The sequence below is a fragment of the Arthrobacter sp. NPDC055138 genome (genome assembly GCF_053607305.1).
Genome location: NZ_JBSGTH010000006.1, coordinates 158,396 through 179,407, shown reverse-complemented (window position 1 = coordinate 179,407; position 21,012 = coordinate 158,396). Strand labels below are relative to the sequence as shown.

Below are 21,012 nucleotides of genomic sequence, written 5' to 3'. Positions count from 1 at the left end.
ACGCGTGAAGGCGCTCTTCAAGCCCGGCCCACAGGCCGGCTTTGAGCTGGTGGACCGGCCGGAACCGGAACCCGGCTTCGGCGAGGTCAAGATCAAAGTGATGACCACCGGTATCTGTGGCACGGACCTGCACATCCAGGCGTGGGACGACTGGGCCGCGGGCGCGGTGGCCAGTCCGCTGATCCCCGGTCACGAGTTCTATGGCGAAGTCGTGGCCACCGGCACCGGAGTACGGGATGTGCAGATCGGGGACCGCGTCTCCGGCGAGGGACACATAGTCTGCGGCACGTGCCGCAACTGCAGGGCGGGCCGGCGGCAGATGTGCATCCGCACGATCAGCGTGGGAGTGCAGCGCGACGGTGCCTTCGCCGAGTACGTGGTGATACCGGAAACCAACGTCTGGGTGCACACCGATCCCGCCGTCACGCCGGAACTGGGCGCCATCTTCGATCCGTTCGGCAACGCCGTGCACACCGCCCTGAGCTTTCCCCTGGTCGGCGAAGACGTCCTGATCACCGGCGCCGGGCCCATCGGGCTGATGGCGATTGCCGTGGTCCGCCACGCCGGCGCGCGCAAGATCGCCGTCACCGATGTGTCTGCGTCCCGGCTGGAGTTGGCCAAACAGATGGGCGCGGACATGTGCGTGGACGTCAGCCAGACCGGGGTGGCGGAGGCACAGCGGCAGCTGGATTTGGCCGAAGGCTTCGACATCGGACTGGAGATGTCCGGCCGCGGCTCGGCGCTGCAGGCGATGATCGACAACATGACCCATGGCGGGCGGATTGCGCTGCTGGGGCTGCCGGCCGAAGAGATCAGCATCGACTGGGCCAAGGTGGTCACGCACATGCTCACCCTGAAGGGCATCTATGGCCGCGAGATGTTCGAAACCTGGTACGCGATGAGCGCCATGCTCTCGTCCAGCCCCGCACTGCACGCGGCGATATCCTCGGTGATCACGGACGTGCTGCCGGCCGCCGAGTGGGAGCGCGGGTTCGAGACCGCCCGGCACGGCGAAGGCGGCAAAGTGGTCCTCGACTGGACCCGGATCTAGGGGAGGCACGCATGTACGGAACGCTGAAGGACCAGCTGACCGCCGAGTTGGCGGAGATCCGCAACGCCGGACTGTTCAAGGCGGAGCGCCGCATCACCACGCCGCAGTCCAGCCACATTGCGGCCAGCGCGCCGGATGGGTCCGCCCGCGAGGTACTGAACTTCTGCGCGAACAACTACCTGGGGCTGGCGGACCATCCGGAGATCATCGCCGCCGCGAAGGCCGCGATGGACGAGCGCGGGTTCGGCATGGCCAGCGTGCGGTTCATCTGCGGCACGCAGGATCTGCACCTGCGGCTGGAACAGCAGGTCTCCCGCTTCCTCGGAACCGAGGACACCATTCTTTTTTCGTCCTGTTTCGACGCCAACGGCGGGGTCTTCGAGTCCCTGTTTGGCCCCGATGACGCCATCATCTCGGACGCGCTGAACCACGCCTCGATCATCGACGGCATCCGGCTCTCCAAGGCGGTCCGCTTCCGCTACGCGAACCGGGACATGTCCGAACTCGAAGCCAGGCTGCGCCAGGCCGCGCAACTGAACGACGGCGCGGGCGCCAGGCGCACGGTCGTCGTCACCGATGGCGTCTTCTCCATGGACGGCTACCTGGCCCCGCTGGAACACATCTGCGAGCTGGCCGGCACCTACGGAGCCTTGGTCATGGTGGACGACTCGCACGCCGTCGGCTTCATGGGAGCCAGCGGGGCGGGCACTCCGGAACATGCAGGCGTCTCGGACAAGGTGGACATCTTCACCGGCACCTTCGGCAAAGCCCTGGGCGGCGCCTCCGGCGGTTACGTCTCCGGGCGCCGCGAAATCGTGGCCATGCTCCGGCAGAAGGCCCGGCCGTACCTGTTCTCCAATTCGGTGGCCCCGGCCATCGTGGCCGCCACGTTGAAGGCGCTGGAATTGGTCGGTGCTTCGGCCGAGCTGCGGTCCCGGCTGCAGGAAAACACCGCGCTGTTCCGGCGCCGGATGGCCGAGGAAGGCTTCGACCTGCTGGAAGGCGTCCACCCGATTGTCCCGGTGATGTTCCACGACGCGGTCCTCGCCGGCCGGATGGCCGAGGCCATGCTGGAGAACGGCGTGTTCGTCACCGCCTTCAGCTACCCGGTGGTACCCAAGGACGCGGCGCGGATCCGCGTTCAGTTGTCGGCGGCCCACACGGCGGAGGACATCGAAGCCTGCGTCGCCGCGTTTGTCGCCTCCCGGCGGGCGGTCCAGCCGGCATGAGCGCGATCAGCTGCGACGTCCTGATCATCGGCGGCGGCATCGCCGGGCTGTCGCTGGCCGCCGAACTCGCCGGCCGGGTGCGCGTTGTGCTGGCGGAGGCCGAGCCCACGCTGGGCTACCACACCTCCAGCCGGTCGGCCCGGCAGCTGGTGCCCAGCTACGGCCCGCCGGCCATCCAGCAGCTCACGGTCCGGACCCTGGACCTGCTGCACCACCTCGAAGGCGCGGCCGGCCTGCAGATCCTCAGCCACCGGTCGTTCCTGCTGATCGGATCCGAAGCTGCGGTGAAGGAGCACGCGAGCGGCCAGATGGAGTTCATTGACCCGGGCAGTGCGTATGGTCTGAGCCCGGAACTGCGGCCCGGAGCGTTTGAAGCCGCCGGACTGGACCGGACGTCGTTCGGCTGCCGCACCGACGTCCTGCTCGAGCACCACCAGAGCACGGCGCAGGCCGCAGGGGCAGTGTTCCTGACGGAATCCCGTGTCCACGCAGCCCGGCGGCACGGCAGCGGCTGGCAACTGGCCGCGGGCCGGGAGACCATCGTGGCCCCCATAGTGGTGGACGCTGCCGGCGCGTGGGCGGACCAGGTTGCGGCGCTGTTCGGGGCCAAACCGCGGGGGCTGGTGCCGTACCGGCGGACCGCGGCGGTGGTGGACGTGCCCCGGCCGCTGGCGCCGGGGCATCCCATGGTGGCCGCGGCGGATGACAGCTTCTACTACCGGCCGGAGAACGGCCAGGTGCTGATTTCCCCATCCGAAACCGAGCGGAGCGAACCAGAAGACGCCCGTCCGCGGGAGGCCGACGTGCAGCGGGCCATCGCGCACATCGGCAGGAGCACCACGCTGACCATCACGGGTGTGGCCAAGGCCTGGACCGGGCTGCGGACGGAGCCGGCCGACGGGCATCCGGTGGTGGGTTTCGATCCCGAGGCCGAAGGCTTCTTCTGGCTGGCCGGGCAGGGCGCCTACGGATTCCAGACCTCGGCCGGGATCGCCGAGCTTGCGGCGGGGCTGATTCTGGGCGAGCACGACGGCGCCGGCGACGTTCCCGCCGCCCTCAGCCCCCGCCGTCGTAGCTTTCCGCTGTAGCGGGACGGGACGCGGCTAGACGGGCTGTCCGGCGGCCTCCGCCTCGAAAGCGCTGTAGAAGCGCAGTCCCAGTTCCCGCGCGCCGGCGGCGTTGTAGTGGATCTGCCCTTCATCTTGGCCGGTGCCGGAGGGGCCTTCGACGAACGCCGTCCGCGGCCGGAGCGACGGGATGGCGCGGTGGGCGGCATCGATGCCGCGGCGTCCCGGATCGCCGGGGAGCCACTCCGGCACCATGCCGCCGATCAGGAACGGCGCCGGCCCCAGGGCCTCGCGGACCAGGTCGATGATCTGCAGCAGTTTGGCCTGGTACCACGTCTGGGAGGAGCCCAACACGGCGTCCGCTTCGCCCTGGTGCCAGAGGACTGCGGCCAGCCGGTTGTGCGGATTCAGCGCCAGCGCGCGGCCGCCGGCCTCCAGCGCGCGATGGAACAGATTGGTTTGCGCGCCCGTGTTGTCCGGATCCCAGGCGTAGTCGGCGTTGCCGATGATGGACGTGCCGCCCATGGCCGCGGGTACTAGCAGCACCTTGCGGCCGGCCGGTTGGGCCAGCCACAGCTGGCGGGCGAATTCGAACCCGGGGCCGACGGCGGGCTGGCCCTCCACCCGCACGCTGGCGACGTGGCAGAGCGGTTCGCTGGCCGTGATCACCTGGCCGGTGAGGGGGCCGGACGCGGCCAACTGGTCGATGCCGTCCAGCTCCACATCGATGGCGGGATCAAAGGGCAGGCCGCAGCCCTGCATGTTGGACTGGCCCAGCAACAGGACCACGTCGTAGCCGGCCTGCCGGGGGTCCACCCGCCCGTTCGGCGCGGTTCGCGCTGCGGCGGTGGCGGAAGGGGCCAGGAGCTGGACCAGCGCTCGGTGGGTGGCCGAGGTCGGATCGGCGACCAGCCGCGCGAGCTGCTCGTCGCCGGGCACGGCATCCGGGCGCACCGCCGCTGCGGCACCTGCCGTCCCGAGGATCCCGGCGCCGATTCCGGCGGCAAGGACGGGGACGGTCCGTTGCAGCAGCTTCCGGCGGCTCGGCCGGGACTCGGGTGTGTCGGCGCCCATGCGGCAGGTCCTTCTCCGGCGCCGGCCCCCGGTTTTCCCGGCGTTGGTTCCGGCCCGGCGATCCGGAACCAACGGTGTTTCCGGGCACCAGTGTAGTGCCGTTCGGGTCAGTTCAGTGCCCTGCCCGCGGCCTGCTCGACGGCGTCCAGCAGTACACCGCTGTCCACCAGCACACGGACGGCCTCGATCTCGGGGGAGAGATAGCGGTCGGTGCCCGGTCCTTCCACCACCGTGCGAATTTCCCGGCGCACGGCGGTTACCGCGGGGGCGCTCCGGGAACTGTCCACGCCGCCGTCGCGCATATCCAGGGCGCGGGCGCTGGTGAGCAGTTCGATGGCCAGCACCCGGGTCAGGCCGTCCAGTGCCCGGCGCAGCTTCAGCCCGGCCGACCAGCCCATCGAGACATGGTCCTCCTGCATGGCCGAGGACGGGATCGAGTCCACCGACGCGGGATTGGCCAGCCGCTTGAGCTCGCTGACAATCCCGGCCTGGGTGTACTGGGCGATCATGTGGCCGGAATCCACGCCCGGATCGTCGGCCAGGAAGGCGTTGAGCCCGTGGCTGCGGGCGCTGTCGAGGAACCGGTCGGTGCGCCGTTCGCTCATCGAGGCCAGGTCGGCCACGGCAATGGCCAGGAAATCCAGTGCATAGCCAACGGGCGCGCCGTGGAAGTTGCCGTTGGACTCTACCCTGCCGTCCACGGTGACCACCGGATTATCGACGGCGGAGGACAGCTCGTAGCCGGCCACCGATTCCACGTGGGCCAGCGTGGCGCGCGCCGCGCCGTGCACCTGCGGGGCGCAGCGCAGCGAGTACGCATCCTGGACCCGGGTGAACCGGTGCTGGCCGTGCTTTTGCTCCTCGATCAGGGCGGAGCCGGCGAGCACGGCACGCATGTTGGCAGCGGCGGCAATCTGGCCGGGATGCGGCCGGAGCGCGTGCAGGTCTTCGGCCAGCACGGCGTCCGTGCCCAGCAAGCCCTCGATGCTCATGGCGGCGGCGAGGTCGGCAGTCTTGAGCAGCCGGTGCAGGTCCGCCGAGGCCATGATCAGCATGCCCAGCATGCCGTCGGTGCCGTTGATCAGTGCCAGGCCCTCCTTTTCCCGCAGTTCCACCGGTTCCAGCCCGGCGGCGGCCAGCGCATCGGCCGCGGGCACCAGTTCGCCCTGGTTGTTGCGGACCTGGCCTTCGCCCATCAGGGCGAGCGCGCAGTGGGCCAGCGGAGCCAGATCGCCCGAGCAGCCCAGGGAGCCGTATTCGCCGACCACCGGGGTGATGCCGGCATTGAGGATCCCCGCATAGGCCTGGGCCACCAGGGGCCGGACGCCGGTGCGGCCGGTGGCCATGGTGGACAGCCGGTTGAGCATCAGCCCGCGGATCACCTCCCGGTCCACTTCGGCGCCGGAGGACGCGGCGTGGCTGCGGATCAGGCTGCGCTGGAGTTGCGTGCGCAGCTGAACCGGGATCTGTTTGGTGGCCAGGGCGCCGAAGCCGGTGCTGACCCCGTAGTGCGGCACGTCGTCGTTCACCAGCGCCTCGATCACCTCTCGCGAGGTGGCCATCGCGGCGAGCGACTCCTCGCTGAGTTCCACCGCGGCGCCGTGACGGGCGACGGCAACGACGTCGGCGGGGGAGAGCGGCCCGACGGAGACGGAGACGGATACGGTCTGGAGCTGGGACTGGGACATGGTGCCTTTCAAGCGGTGACGGGCTGGACGGGTTTGGGCGCGGGGGTTAGTCGGCGATCAGTGCGTCATAGTCGGGGTCGTTCTTCAGGACGCCGTACTTGACGGCGGCCGACCCCAGCTTCTGCAGGCCCTCCTGATTGATCTCCGGGTACCAGCGGGACATCACTACCGTCTCTGCGAGTTCGGGCGTGATCTTGGCGTAATCCTGGATGACGGAGCGCACCTCGTCGTCGTTCTCCGCCGCGAACTGGAAGGACTTATCCAGCGCCCGACGGAACCGCTCCACGAGTTCGGGGTTCTCCTGCATCGTCTGCTCGGAGGTGAAGTAGAAGGCCGAGTCGAAGTCCTCGGTGAGGTCGGTCATCGGGCTGGCCACAATCTCGCCGCCGGCTTCCAGGATCTGGGTGCGGAACGGCTCGGTGGTCCAAGCGGCATCCACGTCGCCCCGCTCCAGCGCCGCCGGCATGTTCGGGTAGGGCATTTCCACGAAGTCGACGTCGTCCGGGTTGCCGCCGGCCTGCTCAACGGCATTCCGGATGGTGACATCGGCAAAGTTGTTTAGTGCGTTCACGGCCACCGTCTTGCCCACCAGATCGGCCGCGTTCTCGATCCCGGCTTCCGGCAGGGCGGCGACTTCGGTCACGTCCTTGCCCGGCTCGTTGGTGGAGCTGGAGCCATTGGACACCACGGTGATCGGCAAACCCTTGTCCCGTGCGATCAGCAGCGAGACGACGTTGGAGTAGCCGAACTGGTATTCGCCGGTCATCACCGCCGGCACGATTGCGGCACCGCCCTGGGCCAGCTGGACCGAGAGCTGGATGCCTTCGTCCTCGAAGTAGCCCTCCTGAATGCCCAGATACACCGGGGCCACATCCGTGATCGGGATCAGCCCCAGATTCACCTGATCCAACGAACCGTCCGCCGACGGTGCAGCGGGCTGCGTCCCGCCGGTCGAGGAGGGGCTGCCGGAGCCGCACCCGGTCAGCAGCAGGGTGCCGGCCAGCACAGCTGCCGAAGCGGTGGCCAGAAGGGGGCGGCGGGCGGTGGTGGCCGCGGACATCAGTTGGCGCATGAAGGTCTCCTTGGTCTGCCGATGCATGGCATGTTCGTTTCGAGGAGTAAAACGAATCGGCTGTTACCCGAAACTACCTAGGGGATGTGTCGGGGGTCAATACTTTCGTCAAAATTCTTGCCGCTGGATGAAATTGATGTTTTACTGGCTGCAATAAAACCGGTCTCAGCGGAGGAGCAGCATGGTGCCAAAAACAGGTGCGGATCCCACCACCAGGGCGGCCGACCGCGCGCTGGCACTGCTGCGGATCGTCTGCGAGAACGACGGCGTCAAGCTCGCCGACGCGGCCAAGGCCGTCGACCTGTCCGCCTCGACGGCACTGCGCCTGCTGCGCACGCTGGAAGCCAACGGATTCGCCGCCAAACGCGGAAACTCCCTGTACCGTCCGGGGTTTCGGATGGTGCAGCTGGGCGTGCAGGCGCTCAGCCACGAGTCGCTGGTCGACGCCGGCCGGGACGTGCTGCGCACGCTGGTGGACCGGACCGGCGAATCGGCTTACCTGAGCGTGACCGCCGGCAACGAGCACGGGCTCTACGTGGCCATCGAAGAAGGCACCCACTCCGTGCGGCACGTGAACTGGGTGGGCCGGACCTTCCCGATCGCGGGCAGCGCGGCCGGAGCGGCGCTGAGCGGACAGCTGGGCCGCGGCACCTTCACCGTGATGGCGGACAGCGTGGAGGCCGACGTGACCGCCGTCGCGGCCCCCGTCTTCGCCGGAGACAAAGTCGTGGCGGCGCTGAGCGTCGTCGCTCCCAGCTACCGCACCACCACCGAGGCAGCAGAAAAATTCGGCCTGCTCTTGGCCGAACAGGCCGGCACCCTCTTCACCGAGCCGGAAACAACGTCCTAGCCAGAAACCACCCAGCCAGAAACCTCGAGCCAGATTCGTCCCAGCCAGAAAGGGCACAACAATGACGTTCACCCAGCACGATCCCTCCCGCAGCATCCGCGCTCCCCGCGGCACCACGCTGACCGCCAAGAGCTGGCAGACCGAGGCGCCGCTTCGGATGCTCATGAACAACCTGGATCCCGAAGTGGCCGAGCGCCCCGAGGACCTGGTGGTCTACGGCGGAACCGGCCGCGCCGCGCGGTCCTGGGAGGCCTATGACGCGATCGTGAAGACGCTGGCGGACCTGGAAGACGATGAGACGCTGCTGGTGCAGTCGGGCAAACCGGTGGGCGTGCTCCGGACCAACCCGTGGGCGCCGCGGGTGCTGCTGGCCAACTCGAACCTGGTGGGGGACTGGGCCAACTGGCCGGAGTTCCGCCGGTTGGAAGCCGAGGGCCTGATGATGTACGGCCAGATGACCGCCGGTTCCTGGATCTACATCGGCACCCAGGGCATCCTGCAGGGCACCTTCGAGACGTTCGCCGCCGTCGGCGCCAAGCTGCATGAGGCAGGCAGGACCGGGTCGCCTACGCTGGCCGGAACGCTGACCCTGACCGGCGGCTGCGGCGGCATGGGCGGCGCGCAGCCGCTGGCCGTGACGCTCAACGACGGTGCCTGCCTGATCGTCGACGTGGACGAGGCCAGGCTGCGCCGCCGCGTGGGCAAGCGCTACCTGGACGAGGTGGAGACGGATCTGGACACGGCCATCGCCAAGGTCATGAAGGCCAAGGAAGAAGGCCGCGGCTGGTCCGTGGGCTACGTGGGCAATGCCGCCGAGGTGTTCCCGGAGATCCTGCGCAGGCACCAGGCCGGTGAGCTCACCGTGGACGTGGTGACCGACCAGACCTCCGCCCACGATCCGCTGTCCTACCTGCCCGAAGGAATCTCGGTGGCGGACTGGCAGCAGGAGGCCCAGGCCGATCCCGAGGGATTCACCAAGAAGGCGCAGGCCTCGATGGCCCGTCACGTGCAGGCGATGGTGGAGTTCCAGGATGCCGGCGCCGAAGTTTTCGACTACGGAAACTCGATCCGCGACGAGGCACGCAAGGGCGGCTATGACCGGGCCTTCGAGTTCCCCGGTTTCGTCCCGGCTTACATCCGTCCGCTGTTCTGCGAGGGGCTGGGCCCGTTCCGCTGGGTGGCGCTGTCCGGCGACCCGAAGGACATCGAGGTCACCGACGCCGCGCTGAAGGAACTCTTCCCGGAGAACGAACACCTGCACCGCTGGCTGGACGCCGCCGCCGAACGGGTGGAGTTCGAAGGGCTGCCGGCGCGCATCTGCTGGCTGGGCTACGGCGAGCGGCACCAGGCCGGCCTGCTGTTCAACCGGCTGGTCGCCGAAGGCAAGGTCTCGGCCCCGATCGTGATCGGCCGCGACCACCTTGACTCCGGTTCCGTCGCCTCGCCCTACCGCGAGACCGAGGCCATGGCCGACGGTTCCGACGCGATCGCCGACTGGCCGCTGCTCAACGCGCTGACGGCGGCGAGCTCCGGGGCCACTTGGGTCTCCATCCACCACGGCGGCGGCGTCGGCATCGGACGTTCCATCCACGCCGGCCAGGTCTCGGTGGCGGACGGTACGGAACTGGCGGCGCAGAAGCTGGAGCGGTTGCTGACCAACGACCCGGGCATGGGCGTGATCCGGCATGTGGACGCGGGTTATGACCGGGCGGTCGAGGTGGCGGCTGAGCGCGGTGTCCGGATCCCGATGAACGACTAGGTAGGCGGCCTGGGGCCGGCTTTCGCCGGCGCTTCGACACCTCGCTCGTTCCTCGCTCGGCGAGGCGCGCCTACACGAAAGCCGGCCTCCGGTCGTCCCACATCTGCACTGGGCTGCCGGGACGCGTGCTCTATGGGAAAGCCGGGCTCCGGCGACTACAGCTAACGAAGGAAAGTTTGATCATGGAAACGGTCACGTCACTCCTGGAGTCCATTGCCGATGTTGGGCGGGATGGGCAGCGCGGGGGGTATTCGCGCCCGGTGTTCTCCAGCGCGGAGCTGGATTTGCGCGGCTGGTTCATCGAACAGGCCGGGCGCCGCGGTCTGGAGGTGGAGACGGACCGCAACGGCATCATCTGGGCGTGGTGGGGTCAGCCGCAGCGCGGCGCGCTGGTCACCGGCAGCCATCTGGATTCGGTGCCCGGCGGCGGTGCTTTCGACGGTCCGCTGGGTGTCGCCTCGGCGCTCGCCGCAGTCGACGTGCTCAAGCAGCGCGGCGTGCAGCCGAACAGGCCGCTGGCCGTCACGGTCTTTCCGGAAGAGGAAGGTTCGCGGTTCGGTGTGGCGTGCCTCGGCTCGCGGCTGCTGGCCGGGGCCATCGACCCGGACAAGGCCCGGAACCTGCGCGATGAGCACGGCACCACCTTCGCCGATGCCGCCCGGGCCAATGGGCTGGACCCGGCGCACCTCGGTCGCGACGACGAGGCGCTGGCACGGATCGGCGACTTCATCGAGCTGCACGTGGAGCAGGGCCGCGGCCTCGGTGAGGACGGGCCGGCCATCGCTGTCGGCAGTTCCATCCTGGGTCACGGGCGGTGGCGGATCAGCGTCGCCGGCCAGGGCAACCACGCCGGCACCACGCTGATGGCCGACCGCGCGGACCCGATGGTCGCCGCCGCGCAGATCATCCTGGCCGTGCAGCAGATCGCAGCCAAGCAGGCTGACGCGCGGGCCACGGTCGGCCGGATCCAGCCGGTTCCCGGCGGCACCAATGTGATCGCCTCCCGGGTGGACCTGTGGCTGGACGCCCGGCACCCGGACGACGCCGTCACCGCGCAGCTGGTCGAGACCATTCACGGCAAGGCGCAGAAGATCGCAGCCTTCGAAGGCTGCTCAGTGTCCCTGACGGAAGAGTCCTACAGCGGCACGGTGCACTTCGATCCGGCCCTGCAGCGCCAGCTGGAGAATGCCCTGCCCGGTGCTCCGGTGCTCGCCACCGGTGCCGGACACGACGCCGGCGTGCTGGCCGCCCGGGTGCCCTCGGGCATGCTGTTCGTGAAGAACCCCTCCGGCATCTCTCACTCGCCGGAGGAATACGTTGAACCGTGGGACGCCGACGCCGGCGCTACCGCGCTCGCCGATGTCCTGGAGGCCCTGCTGTGAGCAGCATCTGGTGCGAACGCGCCTGGCTGGGGCCGGAGGGCATGGCGGATAACATCCTGCTGGAAACCGACGACGGCGGTGCTATCACCCAGGTGGGCACGGCACCCCGGCCGGATCCCGCGTCCGGTGTGCTGGTGCTGGACGGCGCGGTCTTCCCGGCAGCGGCCAACGCGCATTCGCATGCCTTCCACCGTGCCCTGCGCGGCCGCACACATGCCGGCAGGGGCGATTTCTGGACCTGGCGCGAGCAGATGTACCGGGCGGCCGGCGCGCTGACCCCCGGAAAGTATGAGCGGCTGGCCACGGCCGTGTTCGCCGAGATGGTGGCTGCCGGTTTCAGCAGCGTGGCCGAATTCCACTACGTCCATCACCGACCGGACGGCGCCGCGTACGGCGGTGGTTTGGGTGCTGACGGAGCCGATGACCACGACGGCGACGACCTAGCCGGCGAGCACGCGATGGAACTGGCCCTGTGCCGGGCTGCTGCCGCCGCCGGGATCCGCCTGACCCTGCTGGACACCTGTTACCTGGCTGGCGGCATCGGCAAGCCGCTGGCCCCAGAACAGCAGCGGTTCGGCGATGGCGACGTGCACGCTTGGCTGGACCGGCTGGATTCGCTCCGGAAGACGGTTGCAGCCCGGTTCGACCCGGCCCACATCACCGTGGGCGCGGCGCTGCACTCGGTGCGGGGCGTGCCCGAATCCGCGCTGCCGGTCATTGCCGACCGGCTGTCGCCGGAGCTGCCGCTGCACATCCATTTGTCCGAGCAGCCGGCCGAGAACGAGGCCTGCGTGGCGGAGTATGGCGTCACGCCGGCCGGGCTCTTGGCGCGGCACGGCCTGCTGTCGGCACGCCTCAGCGCGGTCCACGCCACCCATCTGACCGCCGAGGACATCGAGCTGCTGGGCAGCGCCGGAGCCACCGTGGTGATGTGCCCAACCACGGAAGCCGACCTCGCCGATGGGATCGGCCCGGCCCGGGCCCTGGCCGATGCCGGCGCACTGATTGCACTCGGCACCGACCAGCACGCCGTCGTGGACCCGTGGCTGGAGATGCGGGCGCTGGAGCACGGCGAACGTCTGGCCAGCGGGCAGCGCGGACGGTTCACGCCTGACGAACTCCTGCACGCCGCGTCGGCTGGAGCCGCGGCCGCGATGGCGACCGCCACCGCGGGGATCGCCGTCGGCATGGCAGCCGATCTGGCCGCGGTCAACCCGGCCTCCATGCGCACTGTGGGCTCGGAACCCGGCCAGTTGCCGCTGACGGCCACGTCGGCGGATGTCACGGCCGTCGTCGTCGGCGGGGAACTGCTGGCGGTCAACGGCATCCACTCGCGGCTGGGCCGGCCCGCCGACCTGCTGTCCGCGGCACTGAAGGAGATCGCATGAGCACCGTCATCACCAATATCGGCGAACTGCACACGCAGGACCCGGCCCGTGGCACTGATGCAGTGCTCCGCGATGCCGCGGTGATCATCGAGGGGGAGCGCATTGCCTGGCTCGGCTCCTCGACGCAGGCACCCGACGCCGACGAACAGTTCGATGCCGGCGGACGAGCTCTGTTGCCCGGCTGGGTGGACTCGCACACGCATCTGGTCTTCGCCGGCGACCGCACCGCCGAGTTTGAAGCCCGGATGGCCGGCCAGTCCTACCAGGCCGGCGGGATTGCGGTAACCACCGGCGCCACCCGCGAGGCCAGCGACTATGAGCTGACCCGGCTGCTGCTGGCCCGCGTCGCGGAGGCGGCGGCCGGCGGCACCACCTACCTGGAGACCAAGACTGGCTACGGCCTGGACGTGGAGCAGGAGGCCCGCAGTGCCCGGATCGCGTCCACCGTGGCCGACGAGGTGACGTACCTCGGCGCGCATCTGGTGCCGGCCGGCATCGACGCGGACGAGTACACCGACCTGGTCTGCGGGGAGATGCTGGCTGCGGTCAGGCCGTACGTGCAGTGGGCGGACGTGTTTTGCGAACGCGGCGCCTTCAACGAGGAGCAGTCGCGCCGGGTCCTCGCTGCCTGCCGCGACGCCGGCCTGGGCCTGCGCGTGCACGGCAACCAGCTGGGCGAGGGGCCCGGCGTACGGCTGGCGGTGGAATTCGGCGCGGCCAGCGTGGACCACGTGAACTACCTCTCCGACGACGACGTCGCGGCGCTCGCCGGAACCTGGGCGGGCTGGGACCGCGCCAGCGGCACGGGGGAGCGCGGCACGGTGGCCACCTGCCTGCCGGCCTGCGATCTGTCCACCCGGCAGCCGCTGGCGCCGGGCCGGCAGTTGCTGGATGCCGGCGCGGAAATTGCCCTCGCCTCCAACTGCAACCCCGGCACCTCCTTCACCAGTTCCATGAACTTTTGCGTGACGACGGCGGTGCTGCAGATGGGATTGAGCGTTCAGGAAGCGGTCCGCGCGGCGACCTACGGCGGTGCCCTGGCATTGGGCCGGCACGTAGGCCGGGACGAGGACGGGCAGCGGGCGGTGGGTTCCATCGCCGTCGGGCACCGCGCCGATCTGCACCTACTGAACGCCCCCTCAGCCACGCATCTTGCCTACCGCCCCGGCATGCCGTTGACGGCGGCGGTGTGGCGGGCCGGCGTGCGCTCGGCCGGGAGGGGCTGAGCCGGGTTCCGACGCAGGGGGCGGGACAGGGCGCGGGTAGTCAGCCGATGTGTTCGTAGCGGTTTGGGTCTTTGACGTCGTGGCAATGCGCCAGCACCTCGACGGCGCGGTCCGGATCCTGGTCCTTGAGTGCCTGCAGAATGCTGCGGTGATCATGGATGACCTTGGCCTGGTGGTCCGGTCCCTGCCGGTAGGTCAAGGTAATCCTGTGCTGGATGGGGTGGTTCCAGATGGAGGAAATGACGCCGCGCAGATAGTCATTTTCAGCGGGTTCCACCAGGGCCAGATGGAACGCGCGGCCTAGCCGGAACAGTTCGCCGCTGTCCTGCGGGTCAACGATCTCCGTCTCGTCGATGAGGCCGCCCAGCCGCACCAGCTGCTGGGGTGTGTAGGAACCGATGGCATTCCGCACCGCGAGGGACTCCAAGGCGTAGCGGACCTCGAAGACGTTCTCAATCTCGCGCTCGTCGAGCTGGTTGACGATGTAGCCCTTGCCGGGGACAAGAGTGGTCAGTCCCTCCAGCGTCAGTTGGGTGAGCGCATCGCGGACAGGTGTGCGGGACACGCCGTATTGCGCAGCCACCCCTTCCTGGGCCAAAGCGGAGCCTGGCTTGATGGCCCCGCTGATGATGTCGGCGCTCAGCTGCTCATGGACGCGGACGGCCAGCGGTCTCACGTCATTCGGTATCGCAGCCACGGGGGCCTCCTTCTATTGTTCTTTGTGCACTCTAGCGTTCAGTGGGCAGCAGGACGCGCGGCGGGCCGGAAAACCGGTGAAACGGTAACTTGCTGATGCTTTTGCGAAAAGTGCTTGACGTCACATCCGTGCTCTGAATACAGTGTATACACACGTGATGGAGGAGAACCCAAAAATGTATGTGCTGAACACTTGGTATGTGGCTGCGTGGTCAACGGAGGTCACGCGCAAGCCGGTGCGCCGGGTCATCTGCGAGCAGCCGATCGTGCTGTTCCGGACCCAGGACAACGAAGCCATTGCCTTGGCGGACCGCTGTGCGCACCGCGCCTTCCCGCTCTCCGAGGGCCGAACCATCGGCGATTCGGTGGAGTGCGGCTATCACGGTTTCACCTACGGCCCGGACGGCATGTGCACTAAGGTGCCGGCGCAGACGTCGATCCCGGAACGCGCCAAGGTGCGCAAGTACCCAGTGGTGGAGCAGGACGGCTGGATCTGGGTCTGGACCGGCGATCCGGAGCTGGCCAATCCCGCCGACGTCCCGGACACGCACTGGATGGTGGACCCGGAGTGGGCCACCGTCACCCATTCGTACCACTTCAAGTGCCGGGCCGACTTGATCCACGACAATCTGTTGGACCTGACCCATGAATCCTTCCTGCACCAGACCACGGTGGGTGACGACTACATCTACGAACACGGAATCACCGTCGAGGTCGACGGCAACGTGGTCAGCGTCGACCGCCTGATGCCCTCGGTTGAAGCGCCGCCGCTGTACGCCGAAACCATGGACGCCCGTGGACTGTTCGACCGCTTCCACTGCACGGAGTTCTTCGTCCCGAACCTGCATGTGCTGCATTCGGGCATCACCGGCGAGGGCAAGCCGCGCGAAGAGGGCTTCCTGATCAAGGTGCTGAACGGCATCACGCCGATCGACGCGCACAACTCCTGGTACTACTACGCCTTCAGCCGCAACTTCGCGGTCGACAATGAGCAGGCAACCGAAGACCTGCGCGTCGGCCTGGCCACGGTGTTGGACGAGGACGCTTCCGCGCTGGAGGCGCAGGAGATTGGCATGCAGACTCGCCCCGAGGGCGAGTTCGACGTGCTGATCGCCCAAGACGGCGGCGTGGCCAGGGCCCGGCGCATCCTGGGGGCGCTGCTGAAGCAGGAACAGCAGGCGAAGGATGCGGCCCGGCCAGCCGTCCGTCGGGAGCCGGTCGCTCCCAGGACGGCATAGGTTCCGCCCATGTGGATGCTGATCAGAGCCAACCCGCTGGGCGGCGAAACGGCCGCCGAAACGGGCGCCAAGATCCTGGCCGCATGCCCGGACTCGGCTGAGCGCGGCGACCCCTGGCGGTGGACGGTGCAGCTGGACGAAACCGGCCCCGAACCCACCGTTGAACTCGAAGCTGATGCTCGCTATATCGCCTCCGAAAGCCACCGCTACACCGGCAGCTACACGGGCACGCTGCAGCGCAGGCCGGGCGAGCAGTTGATCGTCACCGGACTCGGCGGCGAAGCACTGGTCGCGGCGGCGGACGGCCCCTGGGAACGCTGGCTGCGGGCCGGCGACGTCTTCATCGTCGAAGGCGAGGACGCGGAGAGCATCCGGCTCTCGCTCGCCGCCGGGGAAGCCGCCGTCCAGGTCATCACCCTCGCGCCGCGGAAAGCCAAGGTCCTGCGGTGGGTCCCTTGACCGCGGCCAACGTCTTCGCCACTCGCCGCCGGACGCACCTCCCTGCTGTACATCGAAACCGAATTTTCTAGCACCGAGGCACTGGTCGTCTCCTGATCAGTGCGGATATCCAGACCCGGACAATGCCGTCCGGACCATGAAAGGAAAGTCCATGCGTCATTCACGCCACCGTGCCACCCGTTCTTCCCTCCTGGCCGGATCCGTCCTGCTGGCCGTCTCCCTGACCGCGTGCACCAACGCCTCCGGCGCGGCTACGGGACCCGCGGACACTGCTGCTCCGGCGGCGCCGGGCGCCGGAGCGACCATCCAGGTCAACGAAGCGGCCCGGAATTTGCTGCCGGAGGACGTCCTGGCCGCCGGTACGCTGAAAGTCGCTTCCGACCCGACCTACGCCCCGTTCGAGTACTACGACACCGACAACAAGACCATGATCGGCTTCGACGTGGACTTCTCCGACGCCGTCGGTGCCGCCCTGGGGCTGAAGGTGGAGCACGTGCCGGCGACGTTTGACACCATTCTGGCCGGCCTGGCCTCCGGCAAGTACGACATGGCCCTCTCCGCCTTCTCCGTCACGCCGGAACGCGAGAAGATTGTCGACTTCGTCGAGTACCTCCACACCGGCACGGGCATCGCCGTCGCACCGGGAAATCCGCTCGGCATCTCCATGGACCCCATGAGCATGTGCGGGAAGAAGATCGCCGGACAAAAGGGGTCGATCCAGTCGATGGAATACCTTCCCAAGTTCTCCGAGGAATGCACGGCCAACGGCAAGGAAGCGATCAAGATCCAGAACTTCCCCGGACAGACCGACGCCAACCTGGCGCTGGCGTCCGGGCGGGTTGACGGAGTGATCGCCGACAGCGTGCCGCTGGTCTACCAGGGCAAGGAAGCCAATGGCCAGTTCGAGTTGGCCGAGGGCGAGGACTACGACGCCGTACCGTTCGGGATTGCCCTGGCCAAGGACGCCGGGATGACCGAAGCCGTAGCTGCAGCGGTGAAGGGAGTCATCGCCGGTGGTAGCTACCAGGAAATCGGCGACAAATGGGACTTCCCGGAGTCCGTGCTGATCACGGCCGACGCGGTCGAGGCCAAGTAGCGAAAGAGGGATCAACCCCATGACAGCCGTGACTACGCAAACCGAACCGGTGGCCGCATCGGCAGACGGCTACACCATCGTCAAGGCGAAGCACCCCGGCCGCTGGCTCGCCGCAGCCGTGATCTTCCTGGTGGGTGGACTGCTGCTGAACTCCATCTTCACCAATCCCAACTTCGGCTGGGACGTGGTGGCCATGTACCTGCGCGATATCTCCATCGGCAACGGCATCCTCGTGACGCTGGGCCTCACCGTCATCAGCATGGCGATCGGGATCGTGCTCGGCGTGGTCCTGGCCGTCATGCGGCTCTCGGTCAATCCGGTGGTGCGCGGTGCCGCCTTCGCCTACGTGCACTTCTTCCGCGGAACGCCGGTGCTGGTTCAATTGCTGTTCTGGTTCAACCTGGCGGCGCTGTATCCGGTCATCACGCTGGGCATCCCGGGTGTCCATCTGGATGCGAACCAGTTGATCACGCCGATGACGGCGGCGATTCTTGGCCTCGGCCTGAACCAGGGTGCCTACATGTCCGAGATTGTTCGGGCCGGCATTCTCTCCGTTGATCACGGTCAGACCGAGGCTGCCGGGGCCCTGGGCATCACCAAGCTGCAGACCATGCGCCGGATTGTGCTGCCGCAGGCGATGCGGGTGATCATTCCGCCCACCGGCAACGAAACCATCGGCATGCTCAAGACCACCGCCCTGGTCAGCGTGATCTCTGTGCCGGAACTGCTGTATTCCGCGCAGATCATCTACGCACGCACGTTCGAGACGATCCCGCTGCTGATCGTGGCCAGCCTCTGGTACCTGCTGATCACCTCCGTCCTCACCATCGGCCAGTACTACCTGGAGCGGCGCTTTGCGCGCGGCAACCAGCGGAACCTGCCGCCGACGCCGTTGCAGCAGCTCAGGCGCTTCTTCGCGACGCACGACGCACTCTCGCTGAAAGGCAGCAAGAAATGACGGCAATGAACGCCGAACCGATGGTCAAAGCGAACGCGGTATGCAAGAACTTCGGCTCGAACCAGGTGCTGAAGGGCATTGACCTGCACGTCCAGCAGGGCGAGGTGGTCTGCTTGATCGGCCCGTCCGGATCCGGAAAGAGCACCTTCTTGCGCTGCATTAACCATCTCGAGGCCATTGACGGCGGAAGGATGTGGGTCAACGGCAAGATCGTCGGCTACGAGCTCAAGGGCAACAGGCTCTACGAGCAATCGCACAACGAGATCTGCCACAGCCGCTCGGACGTCGGCATGGTCTTCCAGCAGTTCAATCTGTTCCCGCACATGACCGTGCTGCAGAACCTGATCGAAGCACCGCGGCTGGTCCGGAAGGAGCGGAAAGCAACAGCCGTCGCGCGGGCCATGTCGCTGCTGGAAAAGGTCGGTCTGAGCGAGAAGGCGGATGCCTATCCCCGCCAGCTTTCGGGCGGCCAACAGCAGCGGGTGGCGATTGCCCGCGCCCTGTGCATGGAACCAAAACTCATGCTGTTTGATGAGCCGACGTCCGCGCTGGATCCCGAACTGGTCGGCGAGGTTCTGAAAGTCATGAAGGACTTGGCCACCTCCGGCATGACGATGGTGGTGGTCACGCATGAAATGAACTTCGCCCGCGACGTCGCCGACCGGGTGGTCTTCATGGACGACGGCTACGTGGTCGAAGAGGGCCCGGCTCGGGACATCATTACCAACCCTCAAAACGAACGCACCAAGGCCTTCCTGGCTTCGGTTCTCGCTGAACCGGCCGCCGCCTGATTACCGGGGATGAATGCAATCATGAACGAAGACTTTTTCGACGTCGAAGTCCGGTCGATCAGCCGCGAATCCAACTGCGTTCTCTCCCTGCAGTTGGAGCATCCGCTCGGCGAAGAGCTGCCGGAGTGGGACGCCGGATCGCACATCGACGTGCTCCTGCCTAACGGATTGCTGCGCCAGTACTCGCTCTGTTCCGAGCGGACGGACCGGTCCGTCTGGCGGCTGGGCATCCTGCGCGAGCCGGAGGGGCGCGGCGGCTCCGCCTACGTGCATGACCTGTTGAGGCCCGGAACCAAGATCCAGGTCCGGGGACCGCGCAATAACTTCGTGCTGGCCCCTGCGGACAGCTACGTCTTCATTGCCGGCGGGATCGGCATCACCCCTGTGCTGCCGATGATCCGGGAGGCCGCTGCACTCGGTGTGCCGTGGCGTTTGGTCTATCTGGGACGCAGCCGCTCCTCGATGGCGTTCCTCGAAGAAATCCAGGCACTCGAAGGGGACGTCCATATCCACGCCGACGACGAAAGCGGGTTCTACCCGCTGGCCGAACTGTTGGCAGAGCAGGTCTCCGGGACTCACGTCTATGCCTGCGGTCCCGGGCCGCTGCTCAATGTCATTCAGTCGATTGCCGACGGTTGGGAGGATCCCGGACGTTTCCACTGTGAGCGCTTCGCCGCCGCCGAAGCCCCGGAAGCTCCTGAAGGCGGCGAGTCGGCCTTCGTGGTCGAGCTCGCCGACGGGACGGAGGTCCCGGTGGGTTCTGACGAGTCAATCCTGCAGGCCCTCGAAGCGGCCGGGCTCAGTCCGCTGAATTCCTGCCGCGAGGGAATCTGCGGCACCTGTGAAACGCCCGTGCTGGGCGGCGAAATTGACCACCGCGACACGCTGCTTTCCGAAGCCGAACGGGAGGCGGGAGACACCATGATGATCTGCGTCTCCCGCTGCAAGGGCAAGCGCCTGCTGTTGGACTTGTAGCCCAAGGAGTGTCGCGTGCGCCGGCGCCGCAGGCGAAACCGTTGCGACGTGCGGGGGAGCGCGGGACATGGATTGATTCCGGTCGCCGCCAGCCCCGGTTCACTTGGCAAGATAGTGGCTATGGACAAGCAGAAGGCCATCACCGCGAGCGCACCGCGCACGCTGAGTTACTACCGGGCGGAAGTGCTCATTGTGCTCGGGGTTTCGCTGGGGCAGTCGGCGGTCTACGCCGTGGTGAACCTGCTGGAGAAAATGACCCGCGCGCCGCTGGCCTCGCAAACCACCACGCTGAATCCGGTACTGAACTCGCGGGAAATCTTCGATTTCGTGTACCAGATGCTCGGCATCTGCTTTGCACTGGTGCCGGTGGCACTGGTGCTGCTCCTGATGACCTCGCCCGGCCAATCGGCCTTCCGGTCGATCGGCTTCACCTTCTCCCGGCCCCGGGTGGACTTCGGCCTGGGCTTCCTGCTGGCCCTGGTGATGGGTGCCGGCACGTTGGCGGTCTACGCCGCCGGCCGGGCGCTGGGAATCACCACCGCAATTGTGCCCGCGGCCCTGGACGAATACTGGTGGACCGTGCCGGTACTGGTGCTTTCAGCCCTGCGCCACGCCATTCTCGAAGAAGTGGTCATGGTGGGCTACCTTTTCGATCGATTCGCCAAGTTCGGCTGGGGGATCTGGACCTCGATCTTCGTCAGCGCCGCCCTGCGCGGGACCTACCACTTGTACCAGGGGATCGGCCCGGGTATCGGGAACTTCCTGATGGGCCTGGTGTTCGGCTACGTCTATACGAAGGTCAAGCGGGTAATGCCCCTGGTGGTCGCGCACGCACTTTTGGATATCGCCGGTTTCGTCGGCTACGCGCTGGTGGGTCCAGCCATCGGCATCGGTACCTAAGCCGGCGTACCTAACGGCCAGCCGAGAGGATGCTTGCCGGGGACAGGCAAAAGGCTCCCGTTCCGGCCTCTTGCGCCACCGTGGGTGGGAGCAAGAGGCCGGAACGGGAGCCC

Annotated in this window: 19 protein-coding genes; 15 read left to right on the top strand and 4 right to left on the bottom strand. The window is 67.7% G+C overall.

The window, feature by feature from the left end; genetic code table 11:
* The first annotated feature begins 4 nt into the window (after positions 1-4).
* The 3 genes from tdh to ACWF5H_RS15775 are packed head-to-tail and all read left to right on the top strand — an operon-like array spanning position 5 to position 3,368.
* On the top strand, positions 5-1,051 hold the full coding sequence (gene tdh / locus ACWF5H_RS15785) for an L-threonine 3-dehydrogenase (RefSeq protein WP_452038011.1): 1,047 nt from the start codon (positions 5-7) through the stop codon (positions 1,049-1,051).
* A gap of 11 nt (positions 1,052-1,062) precedes the next feature.
* Positions 1,063-2,280 carry a glycine C-acetyltransferase gene (locus ACWF5H_RS15780; protein ID WP_452038009.1) on the top strand — a complete coding sequence of 406 codons (1,218 nt, stop codon included), beginning with the start codon at positions 1,063-1,065 and terminating at the stop codon, positions 2,278-2,280.
* Positions 2,277-3,368 (top strand): NAD(P)/FAD-dependent oxidoreductase, encoded by a 1,092-nt coding sequence (locus ACWF5H_RS15775; protein ID WP_452038008.1) that lies wholly within the window; start codon positions 2,277-2,279, stop codon positions 3,366-3,368. Before ACWF5H_RS15780 ends, ACWF5H_RS15775 begins: the two co-directional genes overlap by 4 nt.
* 15 nt (positions 3,369-3,383) lie before the next feature.
* Here ACWF5H_RS15775 and ACWF5H_RS15770 read toward each other — a convergent pair whose 3' ends face one another.
* From ACWF5H_RS15770 to ACWF5H_RS15760, 3 genes are all read right to left on the bottom strand, one after another.
* Positions 3,384-4,421, bottom strand: coding sequence for a sialate O-acetylesterase (locus tag ACWF5H_RS15770; protein WP_452038006.1), 1,038 nt, complete (start codon positions 4,419-4,421; stop codon positions 3,384-3,386).
* A 107-nt stretch (positions 4,422-4,528) separates the two neighbouring features.
* Complete coding sequence (gene hutH, locus ACWF5H_RS15765) at positions 4,529-6,109, bottom strand: histidine ammonia-lyase (protein WP_452038005.1); 1,581 nt, start codon at positions 6,107-6,109, stop codon at positions 4,529-4,531.
* Between the two features lie 46 nt (positions 6,110-6,155).
* A complete protein-coding gene (locus ACWF5H_RS15760) occupies positions 6,156-7,208 on the bottom strand; it encodes an ABC transporter substrate-binding protein (protein ID WP_452038003.1) in 1,053 nt (350 codons plus the stop codon).
* 154 nt (positions 7,209-7,362) lie between these two features.
* Here ACWF5H_RS15760 and ACWF5H_RS15755 point away from each other — a divergent pair, with 154 nt between their 5' ends.
* The 5 genes from ACWF5H_RS15755 (at position 7,363) to hutI (ending at position 13,786) form a co-directional block, all read left to right on the top strand.
* Positions 7,363-8,031, top strand: a complete 669-nt coding sequence (locus tag ACWF5H_RS15755; protein WP_452038002.1) for an IclR family transcriptional regulator — start codon at positions 7,363-7,365, stop codon at positions 8,029-8,031.
* A 61-nt stretch (positions 8,032-8,092) separates the two neighbouring features.
* The gene (gene hutU, locus ACWF5H_RS15750) at positions 8,093-9,790 is read left to right on the top strand and encodes a urocanate hydratase (protein ID WP_452038000.1); all 1,698 of its coding nucleotides are present in this window, start codon (positions 8,093-8,095) and stop codon (positions 9,788-9,790) included.
* A 182-nt stretch (positions 9,791-9,972) separates the two neighbouring features.
* Positions 9,973-11,172 (top strand): allantoate amidohydrolase, encoded by a 1,200-nt coding sequence (locus tag ACWF5H_RS15745; protein ID WP_452037999.1) that lies wholly within the window; start codon positions 9,973-9,975, stop codon positions 11,170-11,172.
* Positions 11,169-12,560, top strand: coding sequence for a formimidoylglutamate deiminase (locus tag ACWF5H_RS15740; RefSeq protein WP_452037997.1), 1,392 nt, complete (start codon positions 11,169-11,171; stop codon positions 12,558-12,560). Before ACWF5H_RS15745 ends, ACWF5H_RS15740 begins: the two co-directional genes overlap by 4 nt.
* Positions 12,557-13,786, top strand: coding sequence for an imidazolonepropionase (gene hutI, locus ACWF5H_RS15735; protein ID WP_452037995.1), 1,230 nt, complete (start codon positions 12,557-12,559; stop codon positions 13,784-13,786). Before ACWF5H_RS15740 ends, hutI begins: the two co-directional genes overlap by 4 nt.
* 40 nt (positions 13,787-13,826) lie before the next feature.
* Here hutI and ACWF5H_RS15730 read toward each other — a convergent pair whose 3' ends face one another.
* The gene (locus tag ACWF5H_RS15730) at positions 13,827-14,483 is read right to left on the bottom strand and encodes a GntR family transcriptional regulator (RefSeq protein ID WP_452037993.1); all 657 of its coding nucleotides are present in this window, start codon (positions 14,481-14,483) and stop codon (positions 13,827-13,829) included.
* Positions 14,484-14,640: 157 nt separating this feature from the next.
* On the opposite strand from ACWF5H_RS15730, the gene ACWF5H_RS15725 reads away from it, so the two are divergent.
* The 7 genes from ACWF5H_RS15725 (at position 14,641) to ACWF5H_RS15695 (ending at position 20,899) form a co-directional block, all read left to right on the top strand.
* Positions 14,641-15,720: a Rieske 2Fe-2S domain-containing protein gene (locus ACWF5H_RS15725; protein ID WP_452037991.1), complete on the top strand. Its 1,080-nt coding sequence runs from the start codon at positions 14,641-14,643 to the stop codon at positions 15,718-15,720.
* Between the two features lie 9 nt (positions 15,721-15,729).
* A complete protein-coding gene (locus tag ACWF5H_RS15720) occupies positions 15,730-16,179 on the top strand; it encodes a hypothetical protein (protein WP_452037989.1) in 450 nt (149 codons plus the stop codon).
* A gap of 151 nt (positions 16,180-16,330) precedes the next feature.
* Positions 16,331-17,275, top strand: coding sequence for an ABC transporter substrate-binding protein (locus tag ACWF5H_RS15715; protein ID WP_452037987.1), 945 nt, complete (start codon positions 16,331-16,333; stop codon positions 17,273-17,275).
* A 19-nt stretch (positions 17,276-17,294) separates the two neighbouring features.
* The gene (locus ACWF5H_RS15710) at positions 17,295-18,233 is read left to right on the top strand and encodes an amino acid ABC transporter permease (protein WP_452037986.1); all 939 of its coding nucleotides are present in this window, start codon (positions 17,295-17,297) and stop codon (positions 18,231-18,233) included.
* Entirely contained in the window at positions 18,230-19,024 is a 795-nt protein-coding gene (locus ACWF5H_RS15705) for an amino acid ABC transporter ATP-binding protein (RefSeq protein ID WP_452037985.1), read from the top strand. The genes ACWF5H_RS15710 and ACWF5H_RS15705 overlap by 4 nt, the downstream gene beginning before the upstream one ends.
* Positions 19,025-19,045: 21 nt before the next feature.
* A complete protein-coding gene (locus ACWF5H_RS15700; RefSeq protein WP_452037983.1) occupies positions 19,046-19,999 on the top strand; it encodes a PDR/VanB family oxidoreductase in 954 nt (317 codons plus the stop codon).
* Positions 20,000-20,119: 120 nt separating this feature from the next.
* Positions 20,120-20,899 carry a CPBP family intramembrane glutamic endopeptidase gene (locus ACWF5H_RS15695; protein WP_452037982.1) on the top strand — a complete coding sequence of 260 codons (780 nt, stop codon included), beginning with the start codon at positions 20,120-20,122 and terminating at the stop codon, positions 20,897-20,899.
* Positions 20,900-21,012 lie beyond the last annotated feature (113 nt).

Coding starts and splice junctions, on each gene's coding strand:
- ACWF5H_RS15780 (WP_452038009.1), top strand. CDS start 1,063: ATGTACGGAACGCTGAAGGACCAGCTGACCGCCGAGTTGGCGGAGATC.
- ACWF5H_RS15705 (WP_452037985.1), top strand. CDS start 18,230: ATGACGGCAATGAACGCCGAACCGATGGTCAAAGCGAACGCGGTATGC.
- hutI (WP_452037995.1), top strand. CDS start 12,557: ATGAGCACCGTCATCACCAATATCGGCGAACTGCACACGCAGGACCCG.
- ACWF5H_RS15725 (WP_452037991.1), top strand. CDS start 14,641: ATGGAGGAGAACCCAAAAATGTATGTGCTGAACACTTGGTATGTGGCT.
- ACWF5H_RS15695 (WP_452037982.1), top strand. CDS start 20,120: ATGGACAAGCAGAAGGCCATCACCGCGAGCGCACCGCGCACGCTGAGT.
- ACWF5H_RS15720 (WP_452037989.1), top strand. CDS start 15,730: ATGTGGATGCTGATCAGAGCCAACCCGCTGGGCGGCGAAACGGCCGCC.
- ACWF5H_RS15755 (WP_452038002.1), top strand. CDS start 7,363: ATGGTGCCAAAAACAGGTGCGGATCCCACCACCAGGGCGGCCGACCGC.
- ACWF5H_RS15700 (WP_452037983.1), top strand. CDS start 19,046: ATGAACGAAGACTTTTTCGACGTCGAAGTCCGGTCGATCAGCCGCGAA.
- ACWF5H_RS15710 (WP_452037986.1), top strand. CDS start 17,295: ATGACAGCCGTGACTACGCAAACCGAACCGGTGGCCGCATCGGCAGAC.
- hutH (WP_452038005.1), bottom strand. CDS start 6,109: ATGTCCCAGTCCCAGCTCCAGACCGTATCCGTCTCCGTCTCCGTCGGG.
- ACWF5H_RS15775 (WP_452038008.1), top strand. CDS start 2,277: ATGAGCGCGATCAGCTGCGACGTCCTGATCATCGGCGGCGGCATCGCC.
- ACWF5H_RS15770 (WP_452038006.1), bottom strand. CDS start 4,421: ATGGGCGCCGACACACCCGAGTCCCGGCCGAGCCGCCGGAAGCTGCTG.
- ACWF5H_RS15760 (WP_452038003.1), bottom strand. CDS start 7,208: ATGCATCGGCAGACCAAGGAGACCTTCATGCGCCAACTGATGTCCGCG.
- ACWF5H_RS15715 (WP_452037987.1), top strand. CDS start 16,331: ATGCGTCATTCACGCCACCGTGCCACCCGTTCTTCCCTCCTGGCCGGA.
- hutU (WP_452038000.1), top strand. CDS start 8,093: ATGACGTTCACCCAGCACGATCCCTCCCGCAGCATCCGCGCTCCCCGC.
- ACWF5H_RS15745 (WP_452037999.1), top strand. CDS start 9,973: ATGGAAACGGTCACGTCACTCCTGGAGTCCATTGCCGATGTTGGGCGG.